Origin of the sequence: Pyxidicoccus caerfyrddinensis (genome assembly GCF_010894405.1) — a bacterium.
GTDB classification, from domain to species: Bacteria; Myxococcota; Myxococcia; order Myxococcales; family Myxococcaceae; genus Myxococcus; species Myxococcus caerfyrddinensis.
Map to the genome: position 1 here is coordinate 14791 of NZ_JAAIYA010000042.1, position 26582 is coordinate 41372.

Annotated in this window: 24 protein-coding genes and 1 pseudogene; 17 read left to right on the top strand and 8 right to left on the bottom strand. The window is 70.8% G+C overall.

What is annotated here, in order from left to right; all coding sequences use genetic code 11:
• Positions 1-8: 8 nt before the first annotated feature.
• From G4D86_RS49215 to G4D86_RS49235, 5 genes are read left to right on the top strand one after another with little or no spacing between them, the layout of a single operon-like run.
• Complete coding sequence (locus tag G4D86_RS49215) at positions 9-2984, top strand: TAT-variant-translocated molybdopterin oxidoreductase (RefSeq protein ID WP_164002615.1); 2976 nt, start codon at positions 9-11, stop codon at positions 2982-2984.
• A complete protein-coding gene (gene nrfD, locus G4D86_RS49220; RefSeq protein WP_164002617.1) occupies positions 2981-4447 on the top strand; it encodes an NrfD/PsrC family molybdoenzyme membrane anchor subunit in 1467 nt (488 codons plus the stop codon). The genes G4D86_RS49215 and nrfD overlap by 4 nt, the downstream gene beginning before the upstream one ends.
• The gene (locus tag G4D86_RS49225) at positions 4444-4965 is read left to right on the top strand and encodes a DUF3341 domain-containing protein (protein ID WP_164002619.1); all 522 of its coding nucleotides are present in this window, start codon (positions 4444-4446) and stop codon (positions 4963-4965) included. Before nrfD ends, G4D86_RS49225 begins: the two co-directional genes overlap by 4 nt.
• A complete protein-coding gene (locus G4D86_RS49230) occupies positions 4962-5531 on the top strand; it encodes a c-type cytochrome (RefSeq protein WP_240360924.1) in 570 nt (189 codons plus the stop codon). Before G4D86_RS49225 ends, G4D86_RS49230 begins: the two co-directional genes overlap by 4 nt.
• On the top strand, positions 5528-6724 hold the full coding sequence (locus tag G4D86_RS49235) for a hypothetical protein (RefSeq protein WP_164002621.1): 1197 nt from the start codon (positions 5528-5530) through the stop codon (positions 6722-6724). The genes G4D86_RS49230 and G4D86_RS49235 overlap by 4 nt, the downstream gene beginning before the upstream one ends.
• Positions 6725-6835: 111 nt before the next feature.
• Here G4D86_RS49235 and G4D86_RS49240 read toward each other — a convergent pair whose 3' ends face one another.
• Entirely contained in the window at positions 6836-8296 is a 1461-nt protein-coding gene (locus G4D86_RS49240) for a chondroitinase-B domain-containing protein (protein ID WP_205520397.1), read from the bottom strand.
• Between the two features lie 59 nt (positions 8297-8355).
• Between G4D86_RS49240 and G4D86_RS49245 the strand changes: the two genes are divergently transcribed.
• Positions 8356-9435 carry an oxidoreductase gene (locus G4D86_RS49245; RefSeq protein ID WP_164002623.1) on the top strand — a complete coding sequence of 360 codons (1080 nt, stop codon included), beginning with the start codon at positions 8356-8358 and terminating at the stop codon, positions 9433-9435.
• 173 nt (positions 9436-9608) lie between these two features.
• The gene (locus G4D86_RS49250) at positions 9609-10904 is read left to right on the top strand and encodes a YecA family protein (protein ID WP_205520398.1); all 1296 of its coding nucleotides are present in this window, start codon (positions 9609-9611) and stop codon (positions 10902-10904) included.
• A gap of 29 nt (positions 10905-10933) precedes the next feature.
• Here the strand turns inward: G4D86_RS49250 and G4D86_RS49255 are convergent, their stop codons facing one another.
• Both G4D86_RS49255 and G4D86_RS49260 read right to left on the bottom strand, forming a co-directional pair.
• Positions 10934-11461 (bottom strand): DUF3592 domain-containing protein, encoded by a 528-nt coding sequence (locus tag G4D86_RS49255; RefSeq protein ID WP_164002625.1) that lies wholly within the window; start codon positions 11459-11461, stop codon positions 10934-10936.
• Between the two features lie 53 nt (positions 11462-11514).
• The gene (locus G4D86_RS49260; RefSeq protein WP_164002628.1) at positions 11515-12111 is read right to left on the bottom strand and encodes a TetR/AcrR family transcriptional regulator; all 597 of its coding nucleotides are present in this window, start codon (positions 12109-12111) and stop codon (positions 11515-11517) included.
• Between the two features lie 198 nt (positions 12112-12309).
• Here G4D86_RS49260 and G4D86_RS49265 point away from each other — a divergent pair, with 198 nt between their 5' ends.
• The 3 genes from G4D86_RS49265 (at position 12310) to G4D86_RS49275 (ending at position 14726) form a co-directional block, all read left to right on the top strand.
• Entirely contained in the window at positions 12310-13542 is a 1233-nt protein-coding gene (locus tag G4D86_RS49265) for an acetyl-CoA C-acyltransferase (RefSeq protein WP_164002630.1), read from the top strand.
• 22 nt (positions 13543-13564) lie between these two features.
• Positions 13565-14194: a 2-hydroxychromene-2-carboxylate isomerase gene (locus G4D86_RS49270; RefSeq protein ID WP_164002632.1), complete on the top strand. Its 630-nt coding sequence runs from the start codon at positions 13565-13567 to the stop codon at positions 14192-14194.
• 379 nt (positions 14195-14573) lie between these two features.
• Positions 14574-14726: a hypothetical protein gene (locus tag G4D86_RS49275; RefSeq protein WP_163991615.1), complete on the top strand. Its 153-nt coding sequence runs from the start codon at positions 14574-14576 to the stop codon at positions 14724-14726.
• 20 nt (positions 14727-14746) lie between these two features.
• Here the strand turns inward: G4D86_RS49275 and G4D86_RS54465 are convergent.
• Positions 14747-14902: pseudogene (locus G4D86_RS54465) on the bottom strand (helix-turn-helix domain-containing protein); the annotation flags it as partial.
• Between the two features lie 89 nt (positions 14903-14991).
• Between G4D86_RS54465 and G4D86_RS49285 the strand changes: the two are divergent.
• Positions 14992-15231: a hypothetical protein gene (locus G4D86_RS49285; protein WP_164002634.1), complete on the top strand. Its 240-nt coding sequence runs from the start codon at positions 14992-14994 to the stop codon at positions 15229-15231.
• Between the two features lie 177 nt (positions 15232-15408).
• On the opposite strand, the gene G4D86_RS49290 is transcribed toward G4D86_RS49285, so the two are convergent.
• From G4D86_RS49290 to G4D86_RS49300, 3 genes are all read right to left on the bottom strand, one after another.
• Positions 15409-16029 carry a TetR/AcrR family transcriptional regulator gene (locus tag G4D86_RS49290; RefSeq protein ID WP_164002636.1) on the bottom strand — a complete coding sequence of 207 codons (621 nt, stop codon included), beginning with the start codon at positions 16027-16029 and terminating at the stop codon, positions 15409-15411.
• Between the two features lie 131 nt (positions 16030-16160).
• Positions 16161-17957: a DUF885 domain-containing protein gene (locus tag G4D86_RS49295; RefSeq protein WP_164002639.1), complete on the bottom strand. Its 1797-nt coding sequence runs from the start codon at positions 17955-17957 to the stop codon at positions 16161-16163.
• Between the two features lie 140 nt (positions 17958-18097).
• Positions 18098-18805 carry a sulfite exporter TauE/SafE family protein gene (locus G4D86_RS49300; protein WP_164002640.1) on the bottom strand — a complete coding sequence of 236 codons (708 nt, stop codon included), beginning with the start codon at positions 18803-18805 and terminating at the stop codon, positions 18098-18100.
• 48 nt (positions 18806-18853) lie between these two features.
• Here G4D86_RS49300 and G4D86_RS49305 point away from each other — a divergent pair, with 48 nt between their 5' ends.
• From G4D86_RS49305 to ccoG, 6 genes are read left to right on the top strand one after another with little or no spacing between them, the layout of a single operon-like run.
• Positions 18854-21271, top strand: coding sequence for a heavy metal translocating P-type ATPase (locus G4D86_RS49305; protein WP_164002642.1), 2418 nt, complete (start codon positions 18854-18856; stop codon positions 21269-21271).
• On the top strand, positions 21268-21456 hold the full coding sequence (locus G4D86_RS49310; protein WP_164002643.1) for a cytochrome oxidase: 189 nt from the start codon (positions 21268-21270) through the stop codon (positions 21454-21456). Before G4D86_RS49305 ends, G4D86_RS49310 begins: the two co-directional genes overlap by 4 nt.
• A 4-nt stretch (positions 21457-21460) precedes the next feature.
• Positions 21461-23827: a cytochrome-c oxidase, cbb3-type subunit I gene (ccoN, locus tag G4D86_RS49315; protein WP_240360925.1), complete on the top strand. Its 2367-nt coding sequence runs from the start codon at positions 21461-21463 to the stop codon at positions 23825-23827.
• Positions 23827-24006, top strand: coding sequence for a CcoQ/FixQ family Cbb3-type cytochrome c oxidase assembly chaperone (locus G4D86_RS49320; RefSeq protein ID WP_164002645.1), 180 nt, complete (start codon positions 23827-23829; stop codon positions 24004-24006). Before ccoN ends, G4D86_RS49320 begins: the two co-directional genes overlap by 1 nt.
• Positions 23999-24547 carry a c-type cytochrome gene (locus G4D86_RS49325; RefSeq protein WP_164002648.1) on the top strand — a complete coding sequence of 183 codons (549 nt, stop codon included), beginning with the start codon at positions 23999-24001 and terminating at the stop codon, positions 24545-24547. Before G4D86_RS49320 ends, G4D86_RS49325 begins: the two co-directional genes overlap by 8 nt.
• A gap of 28 nt (positions 24548-24575) precedes the next feature.
• A complete protein-coding gene (gene ccoG / locus G4D86_RS49330; protein ID WP_164002650.1) occupies positions 24576-25988 on the top strand; it encodes a cytochrome c oxidase accessory protein CcoG in 1413 nt (470 codons plus the stop codon).
• A gap of 99 nt (positions 25989-26087) precedes the next feature.
• On the opposite strand, the gene G4D86_RS49335 is transcribed toward ccoG, so the two are convergent.
• Positions 26088-26507, bottom strand: coding sequence for a hypothetical protein (locus G4D86_RS49335; protein ID WP_164002652.1), 420 nt, complete (start codon positions 26505-26507; stop codon positions 26088-26090).
• Positions 26508-26582: the final 75 nt, after the last annotated feature.

Sequence of the window (26582 nt, forward strand, 5' to 3'; positions counted from 1 at the left end):
CCTCCTCCATGTCCGACCCCCTTCCAAAATACTGGCAGAGCCTGGCCGAGCGCGCCGGTGCGCTGCCCGAGCACACGCGCAACGAGTTCCCGGAGGAGTTGCCGGTGGGCGTGGCCGCCATGCCCCCGGACGCGAGCAGCCGCCGCGACTTCTTCAAGGTGATGGGCCTGAGCGCCGCCGCCGCCATGGTGGCCTGCCAGCGCGCTCCCGTGCAGAAGGTCATCCCCTACGTCTCGCGGCCGGACGAAGTCACCCCGGGCCTGTCGCTCTGGTACGCGTCCACCTGCAACGGGTGCAGCGCCCAGTGCGGCGTGCTGCTGAAGACGCGCGACGGGCGCCCCATCAAGGTGGAGGGCAATGACGAGCACCCCGTCTCGAAGGGCGGCGTGTGCGCGGTGGGACAGGCGTCCGTGCTCTCCCTCTACGACGCCAGCCGCGCCCGCTTCCCCTCGCTGTCCTGCCAGCGCACCGCGTGGGCGGCGCTGGACGAGAAGGTGACGGAAGGGCTGCGGCATGCCGCCGAGTCGGGCATGCCCATCCGCGTGGTGCTGCCCTGGGTGATGGGCCCCACGGCCGAGGCCGCGGTGAAGCGCTTCCTCGCCGCGTACCCCACGGCGCGCACGGTGCGCTACGAGCCGCTCGGAGAGCTCGCCGCCATCGGCGAGGCCCACCGCGTCACGCACGGCGTACGCGTGGTGCCCGACTACCGCTTCGAGAACGCGAAGGTCATCGCCAGCTTCGGCGCGGACTTCCTCGGCACCTGGGTGTCGCCGGTGGCCTTCACCCGCCAGTACACCGCCGCGCGCGACGCGGCCGGCACGCGGGACATGGCGCGCCACTACCAGGTGGAGCCGGTGCTGACGCTCACCGGTGCCGCGGCGGACCGGCGCTTCGTCGTGTCCCCGTCCGACGTGACGCCCGCCCTGGCCGACCTCGTGCGGCGGCTGGCGCGGAAGGCGGAGCGTGACGTGCCGGCGGTGGCGTCGGTGCCCGCACCAGCGCTGGAAGAGGCCGCACTGGAGGAGCTGGCGGCCGCGCTGTGGGCGCAGCGGGGCAGGGCGCTCGTGGTGGCGGGTGGTGACGACGTGGCCGCGCAGGTGCTGGCCAACACGGCCAACGCGCTGCTGGGCAACGAGGGAACCACCGTGTCGGTGGCGGACGGCGTGGCGCTGGACGCGGAGGCGCTGACGTACGGCGAGCTGCTGTCGGAGCTGCGCGCGGGCAGCGTGGGCGCGGTGCTCTTCCTCGGCGTCAACCCCGCCTACGCGGACCCGCGCGGCGACGAGCTGCCGGCGCTGTTGAAGTCCGTGCTCCTCACCGTGGCCACCAACGACAGGCTCGACGAGACGGCCACCCTGGTGCGCTTCCACGCGCCGGACGTCACCGCCCTCGAGTCGTGGGGCGACGCGGAGCCCCGGCGCGGCGTGCTGTCCCTGCGCCAGCCGGCGGTGGCGCCGCTGCACGACACGCGCCCCGTGGTGGAGTCGCTGCTCCTGTGGGCGGGCGCTCCCCGCTCGCACTACGACTTCCTGCGCGAGCGCTGGCAGGCGGAGGTCTTCCCGCGCGCGGGCGTGGCCGGACAGGACTTCGGCGCGTTCTGGGACGATGCCGTGCGCCGGGGCGTGGTGATGCTGCCCGCGACGCCGGTGGCGGTGCCGGCCTTCCGCGAGGACGGGCTGGCGAAGGCGCTGGCCGGTGTGGCCCGCGCGTCCGTGGACTGGGAGCTGGTGCTGTACCCCACGGTGGCGCTGCGCGACGGCGCGCTCGCCAACAACGGCTGGCTGCAGGAGGTGCCGGACCCCATCACCAAGGTGACGTGGGGCAACCCCGCCTGCATCTCCCCGGCGCGCGCGAAGGCGCTGGGCCTGTCCGACGGTGACGTGGTGCGGGTGCGCTCGGGCGCGAGGACGGTGGAGCTGCCGGTGCTCATCCAGGCGGGCACGCACCCGTCCGTCATCGCCGTGCCGGTGGGCTACGGCCGCACCAAGGCGGGCCGCATCGCGGACGGCATTGGCGCCAATGGCTACCCACTGGCCTCGGTGGTGGGCGGCCAGGCGCGGCGCTCGGTACCGGGCGTGACGGTGGAGGCCACCGGCGAGAAGCAGCCGCTGGCCCTCACCCAGACGTACAACCGCCTCGACGGGCGCCCTCACGTGCGCGAGGCGGAGTTGGCAGCGTTCCTCGCCAACCCGCGCGCGGGCAACGAGGAGCATGAGGCGCACGGCGGTCCGGACAAGCACCCGCTCTCCATCTGGTCCGGCCACGAGTACAAGGGCCACCGCTGGGCGCTGGCGGTGGACCTGAGCGCGTGCACGGGCTGCTCGGCGTGCGTCGTCTCCTGCCAGGCGGAGAACAACATCCCCAGCGTCGGGCGTGACGAGGTGCTGCGCTCGCGCGAGATGCACTGGATGCGCATCGACCGGTACTACGCCGGTGACGAGGCCAACCCTCAAGTCGTCCACCAGCCGATGATGTGCCAGCACTGCGAGAACGCGCCGTGCGAGACGGTGTGCCCGGTGCTCGCCACGGTGCACTCCAGCGAGGGGCTCAACCAGCAGGTCTACAACCGCTGCGTGGGCACGCGGTACTGCGCCAACAACTGCCCCACCAAGGTCCGTCGCTTCAACTGGTTCGACTACAAGCACGACGAGCCGCTGGAGCGCATGGTGCTCAACCCGGACGTCGTCGTGCGCAGCCGTGGCGTCATGGAGAAGTGTTCCATGTGCGTGCAGCGCGTGCAGGAGGCGAAGGCCAGCGCGAATCGCGAGGGCCGGCCCCTGCGCGACGGCGACGTCCAGACGGCCTGCCAGCAGAGCTGCCCCGCGAAGGCCATCCACTTCGGGGACGTGAATGACCCCGGCAGCGCCGTGGCGAAGCTCGCGAAGGACGGCCGCGCCTTCCGGCTGCTGGAGGAGCTGAACATCGGGTCGTCCATCACCTACCTCACGAAGATCCGCAACACCGGGTCGGGAAGCGAAACATGAGCCACCAGCACCTGTCGCCGCTGCGCGTGCCGCTCGTCAGCGAGGCGCGCAGCCTGGGCCAGCTCACCGAGGAAATCTGCGCGCCCATGGAGCGCGCCCCCACCTGGCGGTGGTGGGCGGCCTTCGCGGTGGCGGTGTCGATTCTGGGCACCGGCGCCGGCATCGTCGCCTACCAGGTGGGCACGGGCATTGGCGTGTGGGGCCTGAACAAGACGGTGGGCTGGGCCTTCGACATCACCAACTTCGTGTTCTGGGTGGGCATCGGCCACGCGGGCACGCTCATCTCCGCCATCCTCTTCCTCTTCCGGCAGAAGTGGCGCACCAGCATCAACCGCGCGGCCGAGGCGATGACGCTCTTCGCCGTCATGTGCGCGGCGCTCTTCCCCGTCATCCACATGGGCCGCCCGTGGCTGGCCTTCTGGGTGCTGCCGTACCCGAACTCGCGCGGCAGTCTGTGGGTGAACTTCCGCTCGCCGCTGTTGTGGGACGTGTTCGCCATCTCCACCTACTTCACCGTGTCCGCGGTGTTCTGGTACGTGGGCCTCATCCCCGACCTGGCCACCGTGCGCGACAGGGCGAAGGCCGGTCTGCGCAAGGCCGTCTTCAAGGTGCTGTCGCTGGGGTGGACGGGCTCGCACCGGACGTGGAGCCGCTACGAGACGGTGTACCTGCTTCTCGCGGGGCTGGCGACGCCGCTCGTCTTGAGCGTGCACACCATCGTCTCCATGGACTTCGCCACGTCCGTCATCCCCGGCTGGCACACCACCATCTTCCCGCCGTACTTCGTGGCCGGCGCGGTGTTCAGCGGCTTCGCCATGGTGCTGACGCTGATGATCATCACCCGCGTGGTGCTGGGCTACGAGCACCTGATTACGATTCGCCACCTCGAGAACATGACGAAGGTCATCATCGTCACCGGGGGCCTGGTGTCTCTGGCGTACGGGACGGAAGTCTTCGTCGCCTGGTACTCGGGCAACCCCTACGAGCGCTTCGCCTTTCTCAACCGCGCCTTCGGCCCGTACGCGTGGGCCTACTGGACGATGGTGACGTGCAACGTGGTGTCGCCGCACCTGTTCTGGTTCAAGAAGGTGCGCACCTCGCCGGCCGCCATCTTCGCGCTGTCGCTGGTCATCAACGTGGGCATGTGGTTCGAGCGCTTCGTCATCATCGTCACCAGCCTGCACCGCGACTTCCTGCCGTCGAGCTGGTCCATGTACACGCCGACGATGGTGGAGGTGGGCACCTTCATCGGCACGTTCGGCCTGTTCTTCACCCTGTTCCTCCTCTTCGTGCGCGTGCTGCCCATCATCTCCATCGGCGAGGTGAAGAGCGTGCTGGGCTTCGCGCGCGATACGCACGGCGGTGCCGCCGCCCCCGGGCCCCGCAGGCCCGCGCACTCCGCCGCGGAAGTCCTGCCCGCGCCGGCACTGGCCCTCGCCACCCGAAAGGATGTCCCCGTATGAGTGCCCGCGTCCTCGTCGGCTACTTCGACAGCGAGGAGAAGGTCCTCGACGCCACCCGCGCCGTACGCGAGGCCGGCTATGCCCTGCACGACGTGTACACGCCCTATGCGGTGCACGGCCTGGACGAGGCCATGGGCCTGAAGTCCAGCCGCCTCACCTGGGTGTGCTTCGGGGGCGGGCTGCTGGGCGGCTCGCTGGCCCTGGCGCTCGAGCTGTACACCAGCGTGGTGAGCTGGCCGCTCAACGTGGGCGGCAAGCCGTTCAACTCGTTCCCCGCCTTCGTCCCGGTGGCGTTCGAGCTGACGGTGCTCTTCGCCGCCCTCATCACCGTGGGCTCCTTCCTGGCACGCGTGAAGCTGTTCCCGGGCAACCGCCGCGTGGCGCTGCCCCGGGTGACGGATGACCGGTTCGCGATTGCACTGGAGGCACGCGAGGCGCCCTCGGAAGCGTCCATCGCGGAGGAGTTGCTGCGCCGGCACGGCGCGGTGGAGACGGCCCGGATGGAGGTGGCGTCGTGAGGAAGGTCATCCCCGCCGCGGTGGCCCTTGCCCTGGCCGCCGCCGGCTGCGAGCAGGACGAGACTCGGCCCAACTACGAGTACGCGCCGGACATGGTGTCCTCGGTGCCGTACGACAGCTTCGCGCCCAACCCCAACACGCCGGACGGCAAGACGCTGCTGGGGCCGGCGAAGGGCACGGTGCCGCGCGGGCACCAGCCGCTGCACCTCGCCGCCGGCCCGGAGGAGGCGGCGCGGGCCGGGCGCGACTTCAAGAATCCCTATTCCGCCACGCCCGAGGTGCTGGCGCGCGGGCAGACGGCCTTCCAGCGGTATTGCACCCCGTGCCATGGCTCGGGCGGGTTGGGGGACGGCCTGGTGACGGCGCGCTTCCCCATGCCGCCGTCGCTGCTGGCCGAGCACGCGAAGGGGCTCCCCGACGGACAGGTGTTCCACATCATCACCCATGGCCAGGGGCTGATGCCGGCCCATGGCTCGCAGGTGGCGCCGGAGGACCGGTGGAAGATCGTCCACTACCTGCGCACGCTGCAGAACCCCGCGCGGACGGCGCGGAAGGACGTGCCATGAGCGCTCCCGTGCATGACGTACCTCCGGCTTCGAGCGGAGGCTTCGAGGTGGGCCCGGGCGTGCGCCGCGCGGCCCTGGCCGTGGCGGTGGCGGGACTGGGGACGCTGGCCGTGGGCCTGGCTCTGTCCCCGGCCCGCGCGCTCTCCAGCCTGCTGACCAGCGGTTTCTACTTCCTGTGCCTGGGCCTGGGCGGCGCCATGTTCCTGGCGCTGATGTACGTGGCCAACGCGGGCTGGTTCACCGTCTTCAAGCGCATTCCGGAGGCGTTCGCCTCCTACGTGCCGTGGGGCGCGGTGCCGCTGCTGGCGCTGGTTCCCTTCGCGCCGAAGCTCTACCTGTGGGCGCGGCCCGGCATCATGGAGACGGACCACCTGCTGCACAAGAAGGCGGCCTTCCTCAACGTGCCGTTCTTCGGCGTGCGCATGGTGCTGATGCTGGCGCTGTGGACGGGCTTCACGTGGATGCTGCGGCGCAACTCGCTGAGGCAGGACACGGAGCGGACGGAGGCGCAGACGAAGCGCAACGTGGCGGTGTCCGCGGTGTTCCTCGTGCTCTTCGGCCTGACGTTCTGCCTGGCGGCGTTCGACTGGCTGATGAGCCTGGAGCCGCACTGGTTCAGCACCATCTACGCGCTCTACAACGTCGCGGGGCTGCTCAGCTCCAGCGTGTGCGCGATTACCGTGGCCGCGATTCTCCTGCACCGGGCGGGCGCGCTGCCCCAGCTCAACTCCAGCCACCTGCACGATTTGGGCAAGCTGATGTTCGGCTTCGCCACGCTGTGGGCCTACCTCTGGTTCTCGCAGTTCCTGCTCATCTGGTACGCGAACATCCCGGAGGAGACGGTCTACTTCATCGCGCGGATGCACGGCGGGTGGGCGGTGCCGTTCTACCTGAACCTGGTGCTGAACTGGGCGCTGCCCTTCCTCCTGCTGCTGCCGCGTCCGGCGAAGCGCAGCCCGGCGCACCTGCTGCGGGTGGCGGCCGTGCTGCTGGCGGGGCGCTGGTTGGACTTGCACCTGATGGTGGCTCCGGCGAACCAGCCGGAGGGCGCGGGGCTCGGCGTGTACGAGGTGGCGGCCTTCCTGGGCGTGGGCGCGCTCTTCACGCTGGCGGTGACGCGCGCGGTGCGCTCGGCGCCCATGGTTCCGGCGGGGGACCCGTACCTGGTGGAGAGCCTGCACCACCACACGTGACAGCTGACCGTGGGCCGCGGACCGCCAGGCAGCCTCTGCCCGGATGTCTGACCGCGCGGCCCCGGGAGCGGCGCCGCCCGACCTCCTCGGCGGGCGGCGCCGTGTCTTTTTTCAGGGCAGGGGCCTGGTGTCCCGGCGCCGCCGCGCGAGCGGCACCAGCAGCAGCACGAGCAGGGCGGCGAGGCCCGGGGCCGCGCTGCAGCCGCCTCCGGAGTCCGGGTCTTCGTCGATGCGGATGGGGCCCGCGTCCGCTCCTTCCGGGTAGCCGCCGTCGCTCCCCATCGGATGGCCCGCGTCCACGGGAGTCCCCGCATCACCGGGGCCACCCGTGCCGGCATCCGTGGAACCGCCCGTGCCGGCGTCGCTGCAATCACCCAGGGAGTGCTCCAGCGCGCCGAGGCTGTAGGCGGACCCCGAGGGCCGGGGCCGGCCGCAGTAGTCCACCGTCACCGAGGCCCGCGCCGCCGCCGCGCCGATGAGCTGCGAGACATTCCCCTTGATGCGCAGGTCGCCGCTCAGCGGCGCCTCGTACCAGGAGGACCACGTGCCCGTCGCCACGTTCATGAGGTTGGTGCCCGCGGTGAAGCTCCCGGTGTCGCGGCCCCGAACCACCGAGGACATCACGTTGCCGTGGGCCCCGCCGGTGCTGGAGGCGAAGCGGAAGTCCACGCCCGTGGTGGCGATGAGGGTGTTGAACAGCACCTGCGTGTTCGCCGCCTTGTTGAGATAGACGGCCACGTCCGAGCAGTTGATGACGATGTTGTTGACGAGCACGCCATCTGAGTGCTCCGGGTCGCACGGCACGCTCGCGTCGAAGGCCGGCGCGCAGAACTCGTTCCCCGTGCCGCCGCCGCCGAAGGACAGGCCGATGCGCGTGTCCCCCGCCGCCGCGTCCTTGGTACAGATGACGAGGTTGCGCTCGAAGACGCCCCGGCGGCCGCCGCTCTTCATGAAGGCGCCGTAGGAGATGCCGCCCGCCTTGGCGAAGTCGTGCACGTAGTTCTCTCGCACCACCCAGTCGTCGCCGGTGTCGATGTTGAGCTTCGTCACCGGGGTGCCCGTGCTCCGGGCGCGCGTGTCGTAGACCTCGTTGCGCTCGATGAGGCCCCGGTGCGGCACCTCATAGACGCCGCTGGTGTTCTTGCTCGCGTTCACCTTCAGCTGCGCGTTGAAGTTCCGGATGCGGTTGTTGCGCAGGACGAAGTTCTCCGCGTGTCCGGTGACATGGAAGGCGTGCTCGCAGTTGCTGTCCTGTGCGCACACGCCCTCGATGTCCAGCCCGTCGAAGGTCCAGTAGCGGCCGGAGACCTTGAAGCCCTCCGTGGCGTTGAAGCGGACATGTGCCGCATGCCGGTTCGCCGCGCGCACGACGATGGGCTGCGACGCGGTGCCCTCCGCTGAACACCCCAGATTCTGGCTGACGTCATACGTGCCGTCCGCGAGCACAATCTCGTCGCCGGCCTGCGCGGAGGTGAGCGCGGACTGGAGCTGGGAGACGTTGGCGACGTTCTTCACCGCCGCGAGACTGGGGCCGGATAGCAGCAGCAACACGGCCAGGGACAAGGGACGCATGGGGGACTCTTCCTCAAGGGGGGAGCCCGGATGCTATTCACCTGCACGAGGATTGATACATGACAGTGCGTGTCGCGCTCCTGGGCCATGGCTTCGCGGGAAGAACATTCCACGCTCCGCTGATTCAGGCGGTGCAGGGGCTGGAGCTGCGCATCGTCGCGTCCAGCCAGCCTGGACAGGTGCAGGCCCGGTTGCCGGGCGTCACGGTGGTGGCGTCCGCGCGGGAGGCGGCCACGCATCCGGACGTGGACCTCGTCGTCATCGCCACGCCCAACGAGAGCCACGCACCGCTGGCCGAGGCCGCGCTCAGGGCAGGCAAGCACGTCGTCGTCGACAAGCCCTTCACCGTCACGCTGGCGGAGGCGCGCGCGCTGTGCGTGCTCGCTCAGGAGCGGGGACGGTTGCTGTCGGTGTTCCACAACCGGCGGTGGGACAGTGACTTCCTCGCGCTGCGGGCCCTGCTCGCGGACGGAGCATTGGGACGGGTGACGCATGTGGAGTCGCGGTTCGACCGTTTCCGCCCCGAGGTCCGTGCGCGCTGGCGCGAGCAGGCTCGGCCGGGCGCGGGCGTCTGGTTCGACCTGGGCCCCCACCTGGTCGACCAGGCGCTGCAGTTGTTCGGGCTGCCCGACACCGTGGCGGCGGCCCTCGGACGGCATCGCGAGGGGGCGCAGGTGGACGACTGGTGCCAGGTCACCCTCGCGTATCCCCGGCGGCATGTCGTGCTCCAGGCGTCCATGCTCGTCGCGGGAGGCCTGCCCCGGTTCGCGGTGCATGGCACGAAGGGCTCGTGGCTCAAGTACGGGCTGGACACGCAGGAAGACGGGCTGCGCGCGGACGTGACTCCAGGGGCTCCGGGGTGGGGCGAGGACCCTTCACCTGGACGGTTGATGGACGGTGCGACGGGCGCGGTGCGCACCACCGTGGCGCCTCCCGGGGACTACCGCCGCTACTACAGCGGCCTCCGAGACGCGCTGGAGGGCAGGGGGCCCAACCCCGTGACGCCCGCGCAGGCGCTGGCCGTGATGTCCGTCATGGAGGCCGCGAGCCTGGCGGCGGAGCGCGGGTGCGAGCAGCGGCCGGACCTCACGGAGGAGGAGCGGACCGCCTTCTCGGCCGACGCGTCGCCGGTGACGTGAGGATGCGCATGGGAGCGTCGCTGCCGGGGCCCCAGCACGGCTCGAGCAGGCAGTCGACACAGACGGCGTTGCCCGTCGAGCATCTCGTCCCTACATCGGGATTTGCTTCCCGGGGCCACCTGCTACGGTGCCCCCGCATCGCACCTGTCACGTGCAAGCCCCGTGAGGACTGCTTGAGCTCGAAGAAGCCCGGCCGCAATGACCCGTGCCCCTGTGGGAGCGGCCTGAAGTACAAGGTCTGCCATGCCGCCGAGGACCGGGCGAAGGCCGTGCCGCCCCCCGCTCCCGCGCACCCACTCGCCGCGGACCTGAAGACGGCGATGGAGATTCTGGGAGACCCGGACACGACCCGGTTGTCCGGGTGCCTGGTGCGCCTGGGCGCGCTGCTGGGGGAGTGGGGCCCCGCGCCCGGCCTGCGCTTCGACGCGAAGGCATTCGCCGACCACGTGGGCCCGGAGCTGGCGCGGCTGTCCGACAAGGAAGGCCAGGACGCCACCAGCGCCCGGCGCGAGCTGCTCGTCGGGACGGTCCGCGCGCTGGGCACGCCCGCGTTCATGGAGCAGCTCGGCACGGCGCTGCTCGGGCGCGCCTCCGTGCCGGGGCTCCCCGCTGGAGACCGGCAGGTGCTGAGCGTGGGGGTGTTGTTCGCCTCGGCGTCGAAGAAGCTCGGCCGCTCGCGTCCGGAGGACAACCCGCTGCTGGACGTGGTGTTCGACGTGCAGTTCCGCGAGTGGAGCGCGAAGCACGCGGAGCTGGTGAAGAAGTACGAGGCGCTCGCCGGCGGCTTCGCCGAGGAGACGCTGCCACCCGAGGCGCGCGAGGCCCTCCAGCAGGCTCGCGGGGGTGACGTGGACGCGCTGCTGCGCTACGTGCAGTCGGACCCGGGAATCGCCGAGCGCATCGCCCGCGAGGCCCGGGAGCGCGCCGCTCGCGTCGAGGCCCGGATGCGCGAGCCCTCCTCTCCGCCCGTCTTCGCGCCCGAGGAGGAGCTATGGCTCACCTGCGTCCTCTGGGAGCCGATGCAGGCGCTGAAGTCCCTGCCGCAGGACGCGGAGCCGGCGACGCGGCGGGAGGCCGTGACGACGCTGATGCGCGCGGTGAAGGGCGCGCTCGACGAGGACTTCCTGTCGGGGTTGCTGGGGCGCCTGCGGGAGAAGGCGAAGGACGCGTCCGCTGACGAGGCCACCCGTGCGGCCTTCATGGACACCGCCATCGCCTTCGAGGCGGAGCCCGCGCGCATGACGCTCGCCGCGCTGCTCACCTCGCGGCAGGAGGCCGTGGGGCGCTCGGCCGAGGAGATGGTCATGCTCGCGGACCTCAAGGCGCTCACCACGTGGACGCCGGAGACGTTCGAGCCCTACCGGGAGCTGCTGACGACCATGGGCCTGCCGGCCGCCGCCGCGCGCATCCAGCGCTGCCAGGAGTGGCTGCGCGAGCACCCGGTGACGCTGCGGCCCGAGACGGCGTAGGTCGCCGCCGGGCCGCTTGCAGCGTGAGGTCAGAGCCGGCGCAGCTCGGCGTCCGCGCGCCGCACGTGGTCCACGTCGAGCGTGTGCCTGCGCGAGTCCGTGGCGTCGTAGACGACGGTGACTTCCGTGCCGACCTGAAGCTCGTCCAGCGGGCCGCCCGCGAAGAGGGTGGCGTAGACGCCCTCGCGCACCTGGCCCTGGTCGTCCACGAAGCGGTAGGTGAGCCTGCTGCTGCGCTTGCGCTCGTGGTGGATGTGGACGACGCGGCCCACCACCGGCACGCCGTCCCGCAGCAGCAACCCCTGGCGCTTCGACTGCCGGAAGCCATACAGGCTCAGCCCCGCGCCGAAGGAGATGAACACGAGGCTCGCACCCAGCTTTGCCGACGACGGGGCAGGTTGCCGGCCCTGCGCGCGGGCCACGGGCCGCAGCGGCCTCGCGACAGTCGGGTCATCGTTGGCGCTCGGGTCCTGGAGCAGCTCGCCGCCGATGACCACACCCAGCACCAGCAGGACCAGGCCCGTGAGGATGGGCACGCTCGGGTTCTCGCGAATCATCTCGGGCGGGACTGTAGCGCGGGGCTCGAGTCCGCCGCGAACCGGCGCCCGCGTCAGTCGCGGGGTTCCGACGTCTCCGCCAGCAGCACGGAGGCGCGGCGGGCCGCCAGGAGCATCTCGTCGGAGAGGGGTGTCCCCTCCGTCGCCTTCGCGATGCTCAGCGCCCCGATGCAGAGCGCGTAGGCCGCCATCGCGCGCTCCCGGGCGCTCGCGCGGGCGTCTCCGGAGAGATTCTCGGCGATGCCCTGCACCATCAGGTCCGCCTCCCGGGAGAGCGTCTCCTTCAGCGCAGGCTCTCCGCGCGCCACGTCGGACAGCACCGCGGGCAGCGGGCACGCGGGCACCTGGGCGTCACGGTGGGCCCGGGAGAGGTAGCGCCGCACGAGGTGGCTCATCCACTCCACGCCTCGCAGGTCCTCAATCCCCTGGAACCACTCCCCCCTGCGCTTCGACATGATGCGCGAGAGCGACTCGACGAGGAGCGCCTGCTTCGAGCCGAAGTGCGCATAGAAGCCGCCCACCGTCAGCCCGGCGGCGCGCATCACGTTCTCCACGCTCGTCGCGGAGAACCCCTGCCGGCGAAAGAGCCCGCTCGCCGCCTCCAGGATGCGCTCGTGTGTCGCCTGCTTCTGCTCCGGGGGATGCCCCATCCAGGTGTCTCCTCGCTGCTCCGGATTATAGCCATCATCCGGAATCCGGTCTCGAACCCCGGCGCCTCTCCTCTGACGGACTGTCCGCCCATGGACCCGGGGTGCGAATTGGGATTGCGACCATATTATGCTTGAAATATTGTTGTGCCGCGTTGACCGGGGCACGAGGCCTCGCCGCGAGTGGGAAGGGGTTTGCCGATGGATGCCTACATTCTGGATGCGGTCCGGACGCCACGGGCCCGGGCGAAGCCTGGGAAGGGCGCGCTCAGCGGGCTGCACCCGCAGGAGCTGCTGGCGCAGACGCTGCAACAGCTTCCACAGCGCACGAGCGTGGACGTATCGGAAGTCGACGACGTGGTGATTGGCTGCGTGGCCCAGGTGGAGGCCCAGGGCGCCAACATCGCCCGGCAGGCGCTGCTGGCCGCCAACTGGCCCATCACGGTGCCGGCGTTCAGCCTCAACCGCTTCTGCGGCTCGGGCCTGCAGGCGCTGTCGCTGGCCGCCATGGGCGTGGCCTCGGGAGCGCAGCGGCTGGTGGTGGCTGGCGGCGTCGAGCAGATGAGCCGGCTGGGCCTGGGGGCGGACGGCGGCGGGACGGACGGGGGCAACACCCGTCTGCGCGACCGCCTCTTCCAGGTGCCCCAGGGCATCTCCGCCGACCTCATCGCCACGCTGGAGGGATTCTCCCGCTCGGAGCTGGATGCGTTCGGCCTCCGCTCCCAGCAGCTCGCCACGCGAGCGCAGGCGGAGGGGCGCTTCAGCCGGAGCCTCTTCCCCGTGAAGCACCCGGACACCGGCGAGGTGCTGCTGGCCGCCGATGACTCTCCGCGCGCGGACACGTCGCTCGAGAAGCTGGCGGCGCTCTCTGCTTCCTTCACCCAGCTGGGCGCCCAGGTCGCTGGCCCCCATGGCGAGACGCTGGATGCGCTGGCGGTGCGCGCATGGCCCCGCGCCCGCGAGGTGCGGCACCTGCACACGGCCGGCACGTCCAGCGGAATCGTGGACGGCGCGGCGGCCATGCTGGTGGCTTCCGGTGACTACGTGCGGGCCCACGGGCTCAAGCCCCGCGCGAAGGTGCGGGCCGTCTCCGCGGTGGGGAGCGACCCGGTGTTGATGCTGACGGGGCCGGCTCCCGCCGCGCTCAAGGCCCTCAAGGCCGCGGGCATGTCGGCGCGCGACGTGGACCTGTGGGAAATCAACGAGGCCTTCGCGGCCGTCGTCCTCCAGACGGCGCGCGCGCTGGAGGTGGACCTGGAGCGCGTCAACGTCAACGGCGGCGCCATCGCCCTCGGCCATCCGTTGGGCGCCACCGGCAACATGCTCGTGAGCACCGCCATGGACGAGCTGGAGCGGCGCGGTGGCACGGTGGCCCTCGTCGCGTTGTGCACGAGCGGCGGTCAGGCGGTGGCGGCGGTGCTCGAGCGCGTGTAGACCTCGCGGCCAGGAGGTCCGCATGGCCGCACCGCTGGAGTTCTGGTTTGAGTTCGGGAGCACCTATTCGTACGTAGGTGCGCTGCGAATCGAAGAGGAGTGCCGGGCCGCGGGAGTTCCGCTCCTGTGGAAGCCGTTCCTCCTCGGGCCGCTGTTCACCGCGCAGCTCGGCATCAAGGACTCGCCGTTCAACGTGAGTCCGGTTCGCGGCCGGTACATGTGGCGCGACCTGGAGCGGCTGTGCGCGAAGCACGGCCTGCCCTGGCGTCGGCCGAGCGTCTTCCCTCGAGGCACCGTCCTCGCATCCCGGGTGGCCTGCGCGGGCGAGGGCGAGCCCTGGCTCGGGGACTACATCCGCGCCGTCTTCCGCGCCAACTTCGCCGAGGACCGCGACATCGCGCAGCCGGCCGTCGTCGCGGAGATATTGCGCGGGCTCGGCGTCGACTCCGAGCGGGTGCTCGCCGCGGCCGTCACTGAGGAGAACAAGGCCCGGCTCCGCGAGAACACCGCCCAGGCCGAGGCGTTGGGCATCTTCGGCGCGCCCAACTGCGTCACCCGTGGCGAGCTGTTCTTCGGACAGGACCGCATCGGCGACGCCATCGAGTGGGCCCTGTCCGGGAACGACGGCCCGACACATGCCCGTGGTGCCTGAGTTGGTCGCTCGCGCCTCCTGTGGCGCGAGGCCCATGGGCGCCGCGAGACCTGCGGGTGTGGCGGCTTGGGGCTGCACCGCACCAGGAGGAGGAGAGCCTGCTCCGCGAGGCTTGTCAGGGTCTTCCGCCTTCGCCAGCGCGCGCCAGAGCGTCTGGGCGGAGGCGTGGACGTCGTCCTCGGACACCGGCTCATGTCGCTCGGCCCACCCACGCACCACTTCGGTCAGCGTCCCCCAGACGAGCACCTCGCCCGCTCGGGCGCAGCCCGGCACCAGCGCACCTTCCTGCTCCCCCTGAAGGAGGACTTCGCGCACCAGGGCCCGGGCCGCACTGCCGGGCTGCTGCCGCCCGGACGTCTCCGGGTAGCGGTGCAGGAAGGTGAAGCAGAAGGGGCCCGGCAGCGCGAACGCCCAGTTCACCAGGCTGTACCAGAAGGTGAAGAACGCCTCGCGGAAGTCTATCTCCGCGGCCGCACGCAGCTCCGCGGAGGGAGTCCATTCCGCCGAGCGGCAGAAGTCGTCCTCGCTGTAGGCCTGCGCCGCCTGGGCGAAGGCCTCCTTGCTGCCGTAGCGCCGGTACAACGAGCCCACCGACATGCGCGCCACCCGGGCCAGTTCCTCCGCCGGCACGTGGTCATAGCCGCGCAGCCCCAGAACCTCCGCCACGTCGAACATCATCCCGCCGTGGTGCAGCTCCAGCAGCCCCATCCCCCGTCCCCTTCCCCCACCCCGCCGGGCGGACCCTCACGCGGAAGGAACGTTCCTTCCGCCAATACCTTCTACCGGAGGGGGCTGACATGGGTCGGGTAGGGCGGGACTACCTCTCCGGTGGGCCGCTCCGGTGCCCGACACCGGGGCCGCTGCGCCCCGTGGGCTTCGGGCTCGTGGCGCAGAGTTCCGGTGGGCCGCTCCGGTGCCCGACACCGAGGCTGCTGCGCCCCGTGGGCTTCGGGCTCGTGGCGCAGAGCTCCGGTGGGCCGCTCCGGTGCCCGACACCGGGGCTGCCGCGCCCCGTGGGCTTCGGGCTCGTGGCGTAGAGCTCCGGTGGGCAGTCGCCCAGGTCAGCCCCGGTGCGCGACACCGGGGCTATTGCGCCTCGTGGACTTCAGGGTCGGGTCGTATCGAGGGCGGCCCACCAGTCCAGGCTCCGCATCACCGCGGGATGGCGGCGATGACGAAAACCGCCGGCGTGCCCGGTTTGCTACCCCCGCGAATCATGGCGTCTTGCGGGGCGGCGCTTCCGGTCGCAGACATCTCCATGCCGCGTCCGCGAACACCTTCTCGATTCCGGGCTTCAGCTCGCCCCGGCCGCCGGCCCAGTAGCGGAGCAGTTCCTGCGCGGGCCCGAGCAGCAGCGGCATGTACGCGGTGGAAGGCAGGTGGAGCAACTGGCCTTCCTTCGCGAAGGCCTTCAGCCGGGTATAGCCCTCACGCAGGAAGTCGCCCGTCGCGGATTGAATCTCCGGCTCGGCGGCGGCCACCGCTTCTTCGCGGCGCATGCGGATGAGGTAGCGCGCCGCGTCCGGATTCGCCCGCGACCAGGTGATGTGGTGCATGACGACGGCGCGCACGAAGCCTTCCGCGTCGTGCTCGCGCTCCAGTCGGGCGCGCAGCACCTCCTGATGCTGGCGCAGGCAGTCGATGTAGAGGGCGACCGCGATGCCCTCCTTCGCGCCGAAGTGGTGGTAGACGCTGCCCACGCTGGCGCCGCTGGACTTGCGGATGTCCTCGATGGTCGCCGCCGCCCACCCCAGCCGGGTGAAGCACTCGAGCGCGGCATCCAGGATGGCGCGACGACTCCGCTCTCCAACGGCGCTTCTGCGTTCCTTCTCCATGGCTAGAACGGGATTCTAGCGCGCCCCGGAAGCCCTGTCGTCCGGCGCACTTCCGAGAGGTTGTTCCAGTGAAATGCCGGAGTGGGGCGAGGACACGGCGACCACGTACCTCAACGGGAAGAAGCTCGTGCTCAGCGGGACGCGGAGGGCGCTGTGTCCTCGCCGAGCAGCAGCCGGCGGACGATGGGCACGGGTGGGTAGCCGTAGGAGACCACCTCGTCGTGGAAGCGCTGGAGGGTGAAGTCCTTGCCCCACTTCACCTTTGCGTCCTCGCGCAGCTCCATCAGCATCTTCTTGCCTAGCGCGTAGACCAGGTACGTCGGGTCCGACGTGCCACGGCGCGCCTCGCGCTCCGCGTTGATGCGCGTCATGTACGCCTCTTCTTCAAAGAGGCGCACCGCCTGCTCGTACGTCATGCCGCGCGTGTGCAGCGACAGGCCCGCCACGTAGCGCGCCAGCCGCTGGAGGTAGAGCGCGAGCTGGTTCAGCCGCAGCCGGTCCGCCTGCGCGCCCGTGCCGCCGTAGCCCTCGTCGAGCATCATCTGCTCCGTGTACAGGCCCCAGCCCTCGCTGAACGAGCCCGAGCCGAACAGCCGGCGCACCTTCGACTGGATGCGGTTCGTCCAGAGGAACTGCACGTAGTGACCCGGGTACGCCTCGTGGATGGAGACGAGCGGCAGCGCGTAGCGGTTGTAGAAGCTCATGTGCTGCAGCGTCTGCTCCGCGTTCCACGCCGGGTCCGGCGGCGTCACGTAGTAGTACGCCTCCGTCGCCTTCGTCTCGAACGGGCCCGGCGTGCTCATGCTCGCGAAGGACAGCGCCCGGTTGAAGGCCGGAGTCTCCGCCACCCGCGCCCGGACTTCGCTGGGCACGGTGATGATGCGGTGGTCGATGAGGAACTGGCGGATGTCCTCCAGCGTCGCCGTCGTCGTGGACACCAGCTCCGCGGGCGCGGGGTGGTCCTTGCCCAACTCACGGTACACGTCCATGGGCGCCTTGCCCGGCGCGAGCCGTCCCGCCACCTCGCGGAACTGCTCCTGCGTGCGCTTCATCTCCGAGCGGCCCCAGGCCAGCAGCGAGTCGATGCTCTCGGTGACGCCCTCCTCGTACTGGAGCTTCTGGCGGTACGTCTCCTCGCCGATGGCGAAGGCCCCGCTCGAGCGCGGCAGCAGGTCCTCCTTCAGGAAGCGGATGTACCCGTCGATGGCCTCCAGGCAGCGGGCCTGCTCCTGCTTGAAGGCGTCCTGGAGCGCGGCGTCCTTCACCGGTGCGAAGGCCAGGGGCAGCGTCTGCGCATAGAGCGCGCGGGTGCCCTTCACCTGCTCGAGGGCAATCTCCGTCCACAGCTTCGGCGGATTCTTGAGGTTGGCCCGCGCGGCCGCGAAGACTTCCGGCACCACCGCCATGCGCTTCACCGCCGAGCGCATCCGGTCCTCCAACGGCGCGAAGTCGCGGTTGATGAGCTGGAACACGGAGCTCGAGGCGAAGCCCAGGTACGTGTTCGGGTTGCGCTCCCACGAGCGCACCGCCTCCAGGTCCAGGATTTTCGCCCGGAAGTGGTTCTCCAGCATGTCGTAGTCGGCCCGGTCCTCGGGCGGCAGCGCGGCGCGGTCCACCGCCTTCGGCAGCGCCGCGAGCCGGTCCTTCAGGTACGCCAGGTTCGAGGCCCTCTCCTCGGGCCGGAAGCCGCGCAGCTCTCCGTCGTAGGTGTGCACGCCCGCGGACGTGGCCGACATCGGCGAGCGGCGGAAGTGCTCCTCGAAGTGCGCGTCCACGAAGGTGCGCAGCGCCACCTGGGCGGGGGCCAGCGCGGGCGTGGCGGCGTGGGCGGCCGGGGATTCCACCTGCGCGGGCGGACGCGAGGTGGTGCAGCCAGGGGAGAGCAGCAGCAGCGCGGCGAGGACGCTCGTGGGGCGCAGTGCGTTCATGGAGCCTCGGGGAAGGGGACGCGGAAGGAGCGCCGGGAGCGTCGCCGAAGGGCCCGGGGGCGACAAGCGTCAGGCGGCTTCCGGGGTAGGGAGGGGCGATGCGGGTGTTTGATTACATTGCCGCAGCCGTCTGGCCGGTATCAGTGGCAGCGTGCCGGGGCCACCGCGCGGTAGACGAGCACCGCCGCCGCCAGCAGCGGCACCGCCCGCTGGAGGACGAAGGCCGCGGCGCGGGGCCGGTGCCTCCACAGCCCTGCCTGGAGCTGCGCGCCGAGCAGCGCGGGCAGCCCGCCCAGCGCGAAGGCCCCCAGCACCAGCGCGCCGCCGCCGAAGGAGCCGCTCGCCAGCGCCGCCGCGAAGACGCCGTACAGCAGGCCACAGGGCAGCAGTGGCGTCACCGCACCCATTGCACCCGCGCGGCCCGTCCACGAAAACTTTGCGCCCCAGCGCGAGACGTACCGCACGACGTGCGACAGGCCCGGCAGCGGGCGCAGTCGCTTGCCTACCTCCAGCGCGGAGGCCACCAGCGCGGCCGCCATCAGCCAGGGCAGCCAGGGCCGCGTGGACACGGCCAGCGCCCGTGTCACCCCGCCACCGAGTACGCCCAGCGCCCCGCCCACCAGTGTGTACGCAGCCACGCGCGCTCCTTGGTACGCGAGCACCGCGCGGCGCCGCTCGGGGCCCGGCACCGCGGGCAGCCCCGCGCAGGCCAGCGGCCCGCACATGAGGAAGCAGTGCACGCTCCCGGTGAGCCCCACCGTCAGCGCACCGAGTGCGCCCACCGCCACCGCCGATGAAGGCGAGAGCGCGGGGAGCAGCGAGGAAAAGGCGGTCATTTCGAGCGGCATGCCCCCCTGCTTCGCAACGGGCATGCCGTTCGCAAGGTGACACCGTGAATGCCTGCCTCCTCGCATGCCGCACCCGCTTCGGATGCCTGCCTCCACTGCGGCAGTCCCGTCCCCGTGGGCACGGCGTCGCGCGACTTCTGCTGCGCGGGGTGCGAGGCCGTATATGGCCTGCTGCGAGAGCAGGGCCTCACCCGCTACTACCAGCTCACGCAGGGCAAGGCGGCGCCCGCGCCGGAGCCTCGCGGGGACCGCGGCTTCGCGTGGCTGGAGCCGCTGGTGACGCGCGCGGAGGCCATCCCCGGCCCCGTGTGCGCGTTGGAGTTGGACGTGCAGGGCATCCACTGCGCCGCGTGCGTGTGGCTGATGAACGAGCTGTTCCGCCGGCAGCAGGGCGGGGCGGGGCTCACGGTGGACCCGGCGCTCGGCAAGGTGCGCATGCAGTGGCGGCGCGGCGCCTTCGACGTCGGCGGTTTCCTGCGCGCGGTGGAGGGCTTCGGCTACCTCTTCGGCCCCAGCCGCAAGCACCCGGAGGCCGCCAGTCTGGATTTGCCCATCCGCCTGGGCCTCTGCGCCGCGCTGGCGATGAACGTGATGCTGTTCTCGGTGAGCTTCTATGTCGGGCTCACGCCTGAGGACGGCGACGTCTTCGCCCTCTTCACGCGGCTGAGCCTGGCGCTGTCCACGGGCGTCGTCCTGGTGGGCGGGTGGCCCTTCTTCCGCTCCGCCGTGCAGGGGCTGCGGCGCGGCGTGCTGCACCTGGACCTGCCGATTGCGCTGGGCATCCTCCTCGTGTTCGGCACCTCGCTGGTGCAGGCGCGGGGTGGCCGTGGCGACCTGGCCTACTTCGACACGCTCAACACCTTCGTCACGCTGATGCTGGTGGGCCGCTGGCTCCAGCAGCGCGTGCTGGAGCGCAACCGCCGCTTCCTCCTGGAGGATGACGGCGCGGAGGGGCTGTTCGTCCGCAGGCAGGAGGGCGAGCGGCTCGCCACCGTGCGCGCCGCCGAGGTGGGCGAGGGCGACGTGCTCGTGATTGCGCCGGGCGACCTGGTGCCCGTGGACGCGGTGCTGCTGGACGCGGACGCGCGCGTGTCCACCGACTGGATTACGGGTGAGCCCGGGGAGCGCGCCGTGGCCCGGGGGGACTCGCTTCCGGCGGGGGCCTTCAACGCGGGTCGCGAGGCGGTGCGCGTGCGAGCGGCGCAGTCCTTCACCGACTCGCCGCTGGTGGCGCTGCTGCGAAGGGCTCCGGCCGGGACGGGGAGCGCCGCGGTCCACACGCGGTTCTGGGACCGGGTGTCGCGCCGGTGGGTCGTCACGGTGTTGGGGGTGTCCGGCCTGGGGCTCGCGCTGTGGTGGCCGGCCGGCCCGGACAAGGCGCTCGAGGTGGCGGTGGCGCTGCTGGTGGTGACGTGCCCGTGCGCCATCGGCATCGCCACGCCGCTCGCGTACGAGCTGGTGCAGGCGCGCCTTCGCCGGGAGGGTTTCTTCGTGCGGAGCCCGGACCTGATGGACCGGCTGCCCCGCGTGCGGCAGGTGCTGTTCGACAAGACGGGGACGCTGACGCTCGGACGGCTGGAGCTGGTGGACCGCGCGTCGGTGGAGGCGCTGGCGCCCGAGGCCCGGGACGTGGCCTTCGATTTGACCTCGCGCAGCAACCACCCGGCGAGCCGCTGCCTCAGCGCGGCGCTGGCTCGCGTGGGGGCGCGGTTCTCCGCCGAGGCCCGGGTGACGGAGCACGCGGGGCAGGGCGTGGAGCTCACCCGCGACAGCGTGTGCTGGCGGCTGGGCCGTGCGCAGTGGGCCGTGGCGGGGCAGGGTGTTGCCGCCGTCTCGGGCCCGGTGCTCACCCGGGACGGCGTGCTCGTGGCCTCCTTCGCCCTGCGCGAGTCGGTCCGCTCGGATGCGCGGCGCGAAGTCCAGGCGCTGCAGGCCGAGGGTCGCGCGGTGTGGCTCATCTCCGGAGACGCACCGGCGCGCGTGCGAGACCTGGCCGAAGCACTGGGCATCCCCATCGCACACGCCCTGGGCGGCCAGCGTCCCGAGGACAAGGCCTCGGCGGTGTCGGCGCTGGACGCGGCGGACACGCTGTACCTGGGCGACGGCGTCAACGACAGCCTCGCCTTCGAGCGCGCTCTCTGCGCGGGCACTCCGGCCATCGACCGGCCGGTGATGCCGGGCAAGAGCGACTTCTTCCTCCTGGGCGAGGGGCTCGCCTCCATCCGCGAGGCCCTCCGCCTGTCGCTGCGGCTGCGCCAGGTGGTGCGCCGGCTGCTAACGCTCGCCGTGGCCTACAACGTCGTGGCCGTCACCGTGTGCCTCGCCGGGTGGATGACGCCGCTGCGCGCCGCGCTGGCCATGCCCGCCACCAGCCTCGCCACCGTCCTCTTCACCGTGTGGAGCCTGTCCGCCGCGCGTGAGCGCCCGGTCTCCACTCCCACGCGGCTGCGGGAGGTTCCCGTATGAATGTCCTCATCCTCCAGGTCTTCGTCAGCCTGATGCTCGTCGCCAGCTCGGTGCTGCTGTTCGCCTACAGCGTGCGCCACCGAGACCACGAGCACGCCGACCGCCTCTCCCTCTTCCCGCTCGAGGACGACAGCGCCCCGTCGCCCGCCGCCCCCGAGCCCAAGCCTTCCGCTTCCCAGGAGTGATTCCGTGCAACAGCAGCGAATCATCTACGACGACACCACGGTCCGGCGCTTCATCATGGCGTCGGTGCTGTTCGGCATCGTGGGCATGGCGGTAGGGGCGCTGGTGGCCAGCCAGCTCGCGTGGTGGCAGGCCAACCTGGGCATCCCCTACACGACGTACTCGCGCCTGCGCCCGCTGCACACCAACGCGGTCATCTTCGCCTTCGTCGGCAACATGATGTTCGCCGGCATCTACTACTCGTCCCAGCGCCTGCTGAAGACACGCATGGCGTCGGACGTGCTCTCCAAAATCCACTTCTGGGGCTGGCAGCTCATCATCGTCGCGGCGGCGGTGACGCTCCCGCTGGGCATCACCACCTCCAAGGAGTACGCGGAGCTGGAGTGGCCCATCGACCTGGCGATTGCCGTCATCTGGGTGGTCTTCGCCATCAACTTCTTCTGGACGCTGAAGAAGCGGAACGAGAAGAACCTCTACGTCGCCATCTGGTTCTACATCGCCACCATCGTCACCGTGGCGGTGCTCCACATCGTCAACAGCCTGGCGCTGCCGTTCTCTCCGCTGAAGAGCTACTCCGTCTACGCGGGCGTGCAGGACGCGCTGGTGCAGTGGTGGTACGGCCACAACGCCGTCGCCTTCTTCCTCACCACGCCCATCCTGGGCATCATGTATTACTTCCTGCCCAAGGCGGCGGAGCGGCCTGTCTACTCGTACCGGCTCTCCATCATCCACTTCTGGGCCCTGGTCTTCATCTACATCTGGGCCGGCCCGCACCACCTGCTCTACACCGCGCTGCCCGACTGGGCGCAGTCGCTGGGGATGATTTTCAGCGTCATGCTCTGGGCCCCGTCGTGGGGCGGCATGCTCAACGGCCTGCTCACGCTCAAGGGCGCGTGGCACAAGCTGCGCGAGGACCCCGTCCTCAAGTTCCTCATCGCCGGCGTCACCTTCTACGGCATGGCGACCTTCGAGGGGCCGCTCCTGTCCATCAAGTCGGTGAGCGCGCTGGGCCACTACACGGACTGGATTGTCGGCCACGTGCACAGCGGCGCACTGGGGTGGAACGGCTTCATGGCCGCCGGCATGTTCTACTGGCTGGTGCCCAGGCTGTACGGCACGAAGCTGCACTCCACGAAGGCGGCGGACGCGCACTTCTGGCTCGCGACGGTGGGCATCCTCCTCTACGCGGTGTCGATGTGGATCAGCGGCATCACCCAGGGGTTGATGTGGCGCGCCACCAACGCCGACGGGACGCTGCTCTACCCGAACTTCGTGGAGACGCTGCTGGCCATCCGGCCCATGTACATCGTCCGCTTCACGGGCGGCTCCATGTACCTGGTGGGCTTCATCATGATGGCGTGGAACCTGTGGAAGACGGCCCGCGCCGGCCAGCCCGTCAACGGCGAAGCCACCGTCGTCGTGGAGACGCCGGCCCCCGCGCCCGTGCCCGCCGCCACGCCCGCGCCCGGCTGGGTTCAGGTCGTCACGGGCCGGCCGCTCATCTTCGCCATCGCCATCCTCACGGTGACGATGTTCCTCGGCTGGGCGAGGCCGGTGCGCGCGCTGGTGCTGATGGGCGCCATCATCGCCCTGGGCGAGTTCGCCTGGATTGTCACCCGGCGCGAGCGCGAGGCGGGCAGGCCGTCCTGGTTCGGCCTCATCGAGGGCCGGCCGCTCGCCTTCACGGTGCTGACGCTGGTGGCCATCCTCATCGGTGGCGTCGCGGAATTGCTGCCCACCATCATGCTCAAGCAGGCGGTGCCCGCGCACGGTGAGGCGCAGCAGCCGTACTCGCCGCTGGAGCTGCAGGGGCGTGACCTCTACGTCCGCGAGGGCTGCTACACGTGCCACTCGCAGATGATTCGCCCCTTCGTCGCGGAGACGCAGCGCTACGGCGATGTGTCCCGCGCGGAGGAGTTCATCTACGACCACCCCTTCCAGTGGGGCAGCAAGCGCACCGGCCCGGACCTGCACCGGCTGGGCGGCAAGTACCCGAACCTCTGGCACTACACGCACATGCTGGACCCTCGCGCGACGAGCCCTGGCTCCAACATGCCGCCGTACCCGTGGCTGGCGAAGAATCAGCTCAACACCAAGGACGCGCCGAAGAAGCTGACGCTGATGCAGAAGCTGGGCGTGCCGTACACCAACGCGGACATCGACACCGCGGAGGCCCGGCAGAAGTCGCAGGCGGAAGGCATCACCGCGGACCTGGCCACGCAGGGTGTGCACTTGAAGTGGGACTCGGAGCTGGTGGCGCTCATCGCCTACCTGCAGCGACTGGGGCGCGGGCCGCAGGACGTGCCCGTGCAGCAGCAACCCGGCGGTCCGCCCACCGCCTCCGCCGTCGACAGCCAGGGAGGGACGCGCTGATGTACAAGCAATTCTACGAGGGGATGTCGCTGACGGAGCTTCCGCTCTTCGCGCTCTGGCTGTTCATCGCGGTGTTCCTTGGCGTCTGTGTCTGGGTCTTCGGCGCCCGGCGCAGCCAGGACTTCGACGCGCTCGCGCAGATGCCGCTCTCCGAGCGGGGAGAACAGGGCCATGAGTGACAAGGCGCCGCTGCACTACATCTACGACGGCATCGAGGAGCACGACAACCGGCTGCCCAACTGGTGGTTGCTCATCCTCTGGACCTCGCTCGTCTTCAGCGCGGGCTACTGGTTCTGGTACCACATCGCGGAGCTGTCGCCGGGGCAGCTCGGCGAGTACTCCGGCGAGGCCGCGGAGGTGGCCAAGCGCAACGCGGACCACAAGCCCGTGTCCGACGAGACGCTGCTCGCGCTGGTGCAGGACCCGACGACGGTGGGCAACGGCAAGGCGGTGTTCCAGGCGAACTGCGCCTCCTGCCACGGCGCGCAGGGCCAGGGCCTCATCGGACCCAACCTGACGGACGGCTTCTGGCTGCACGGCGCGAAGCCGGTGGCCATCCACAAGGTGGTGGCCGAGGGCGTGGTGGCCAAAGGCATGCCCGCGTGGGAGCGCACGCTGGGCGCGGAGCGTGTGCGCGCTGTCGCCGCGTACGTGCTGACGCTCAAGGGGACGAATGCGCCCGGCGGCAAGGCGCCGCAGGGCGAGCCCGAGCAGCCGTAGCGCAAGGCCACGGAGAGGACGCGTCGTCATGGCAGCCGCACCGCAGCAGGACAGCCCGCGCATCGACCAGCTCAGCTCCATCCGGGCGGATGGCTCACGTCTGGCCATCCACCCCTCGGACATCCATGGCCGCTTCATCACCCGGCGGCGGGTGCTGTTCGCGGTGCTGATGGCCTTCTACGTGGCGCTGCCGCTGGTGGAGGTGGGCGGCCACCCGGCCGTGCACCTGGACGTGGCGGCGCGCCGCTTCTACCTCTTCGGGGGCACCTACAACGCGCAGGACTTCTGGCGCGTCCTCTTCCTCGTCACGTCCGTGGGCTTCGGCCTGCTGTTCGTCACCGCGTGGCTGGGCCGCGTCTGGTGCGGCTGGGCGTGTCCGCAGACGGTGTTCCTGGAGGGCGTGTACCGGCCGCTCGAGCGCTTCTTCGACGGGCCTCGCGAGCGGAGGCTGAAGCTGGCGGGCTCGCCGTGGACGCCGGCCCGGGTGGTGCGGGCGGGGCTGAAGCATGGCGCGTACCTGGGCGTGTCGCTGCTCATCTCCCACGCGGCGCTGAGCCTCTTCGTGTCCGCGGGCGGGCTGGTGTCCATGGTGGCCGAGGGCCCTGCCGTGTCTCCGGTGGCCTTCGGGTGGGCCATGGCCGTCACCGGCGCGCTGTACTTCAACTTCGCGTGGTTTCGCGAGCAGCTCTGCGTGGTGGTGTGTCCCTATGGCCGGCTCCAGTCGGCGATGCAGGACCGGGACTCGCTCATCATCGGCTACGACGTGAAGCGCGGAGAGCCTCGCGGGCGGATGCTGAAGGCGAAGCCGGGCGAGGTGGCTCCGCCGCGCGGGGACTGCGTGGATTGCCGCCGGTGCGTCATGGCGTGCCCCACCGGCATCGACATCCGCAATGGCCTGCAGATGGACTGCCTGGCCTGCGCGCAGTGCGTGGATGCGTGCGACGACGTCATGGACAAGGTGGGCCGGCCGCGCGGGCTCATCCGGTATGACTCGCTCAACGGATTGGACGGCCAGCCCCGCCGCGTGCTGCGGCCCCGGCTGGTGCTGTATGGCGCGCTGATGGTGGCGGCCTTCACCGGCCTCACGCTGAGCCTCGTGCAGCGCGTTCCATTCGAGGCCAACCTGCTGCGCTTCCAGGGCACGCCGTACCTCATCGAAGAGGGCACGGTGCGCAACCAGTTCGAGCTGCACCTGGTGAACAAGAACCCCGGTGAGACGACCTTCACGATTCGCGTGGACAGTCCCGTGCCCGCGCAGGTGGTGGTGCCCCAGGCGGAGGTGAAGCTGGCCTCGCTGGAGAGCTTCCGTGTGCCGTTGTTCATCACGGTGCAGCGGGAGCGCGTCAGCGGGCCCTTCGTCTTCACGGTGGAGGTGAAGGACTCGGCGTCCGGCGAGGTGAAGCGGATGGAAGCGCGGTTCCTGGGGCCGGCGGGCGGGTGAGCGCTCGCGGAGGGATGGCGAAAGAAAACCCCGGGGCACCTTGCTGGCGCCACGGGGTTTTCTCTTCTCAGGTTCTTCTACATGAGAGAGCGCCGGGGCTCACTTGGGGACGCAGGACTGGAACTCGCAGGTCTCCTTGGCGCCGCAGATGACGGGGCCGCTTCCTCCGGCGCCGGTGCCCTCCTTGCAGCACACCGAGCCCGGCTCCACGCAGCCGTCAGCGCCGGGACCGCAGTGGATGCACATCAAGCCAGGCTGGCAGATGACGGGGGCGCTTCCTCCGGCGCCGGTGCCCTCCTTGCAGCACACCGTGCCCTTGGGCTGACAGGAGAGCTCCGAACCACAACTCAGGCACTCCTCACCTTCCTGACATTGAATTTCGCCGCAGTGCGCATTGCCGGTGTCTGGGATCTGGCCGGGGCCGGTCCCGGTCCCCGTGCACGTGCCGAAACAACCCGGGAGCGAGAGCACCACCGCTCCCAACGCCATCATCAGGTACCGTCGCATCCGCGTCTTCATGGTTCCCCCTCATTGGATAGGGCAACGGTCGCCGTTCGCCCGGAGCCACCATGGCTCCCTGTCGATGTAACGAGG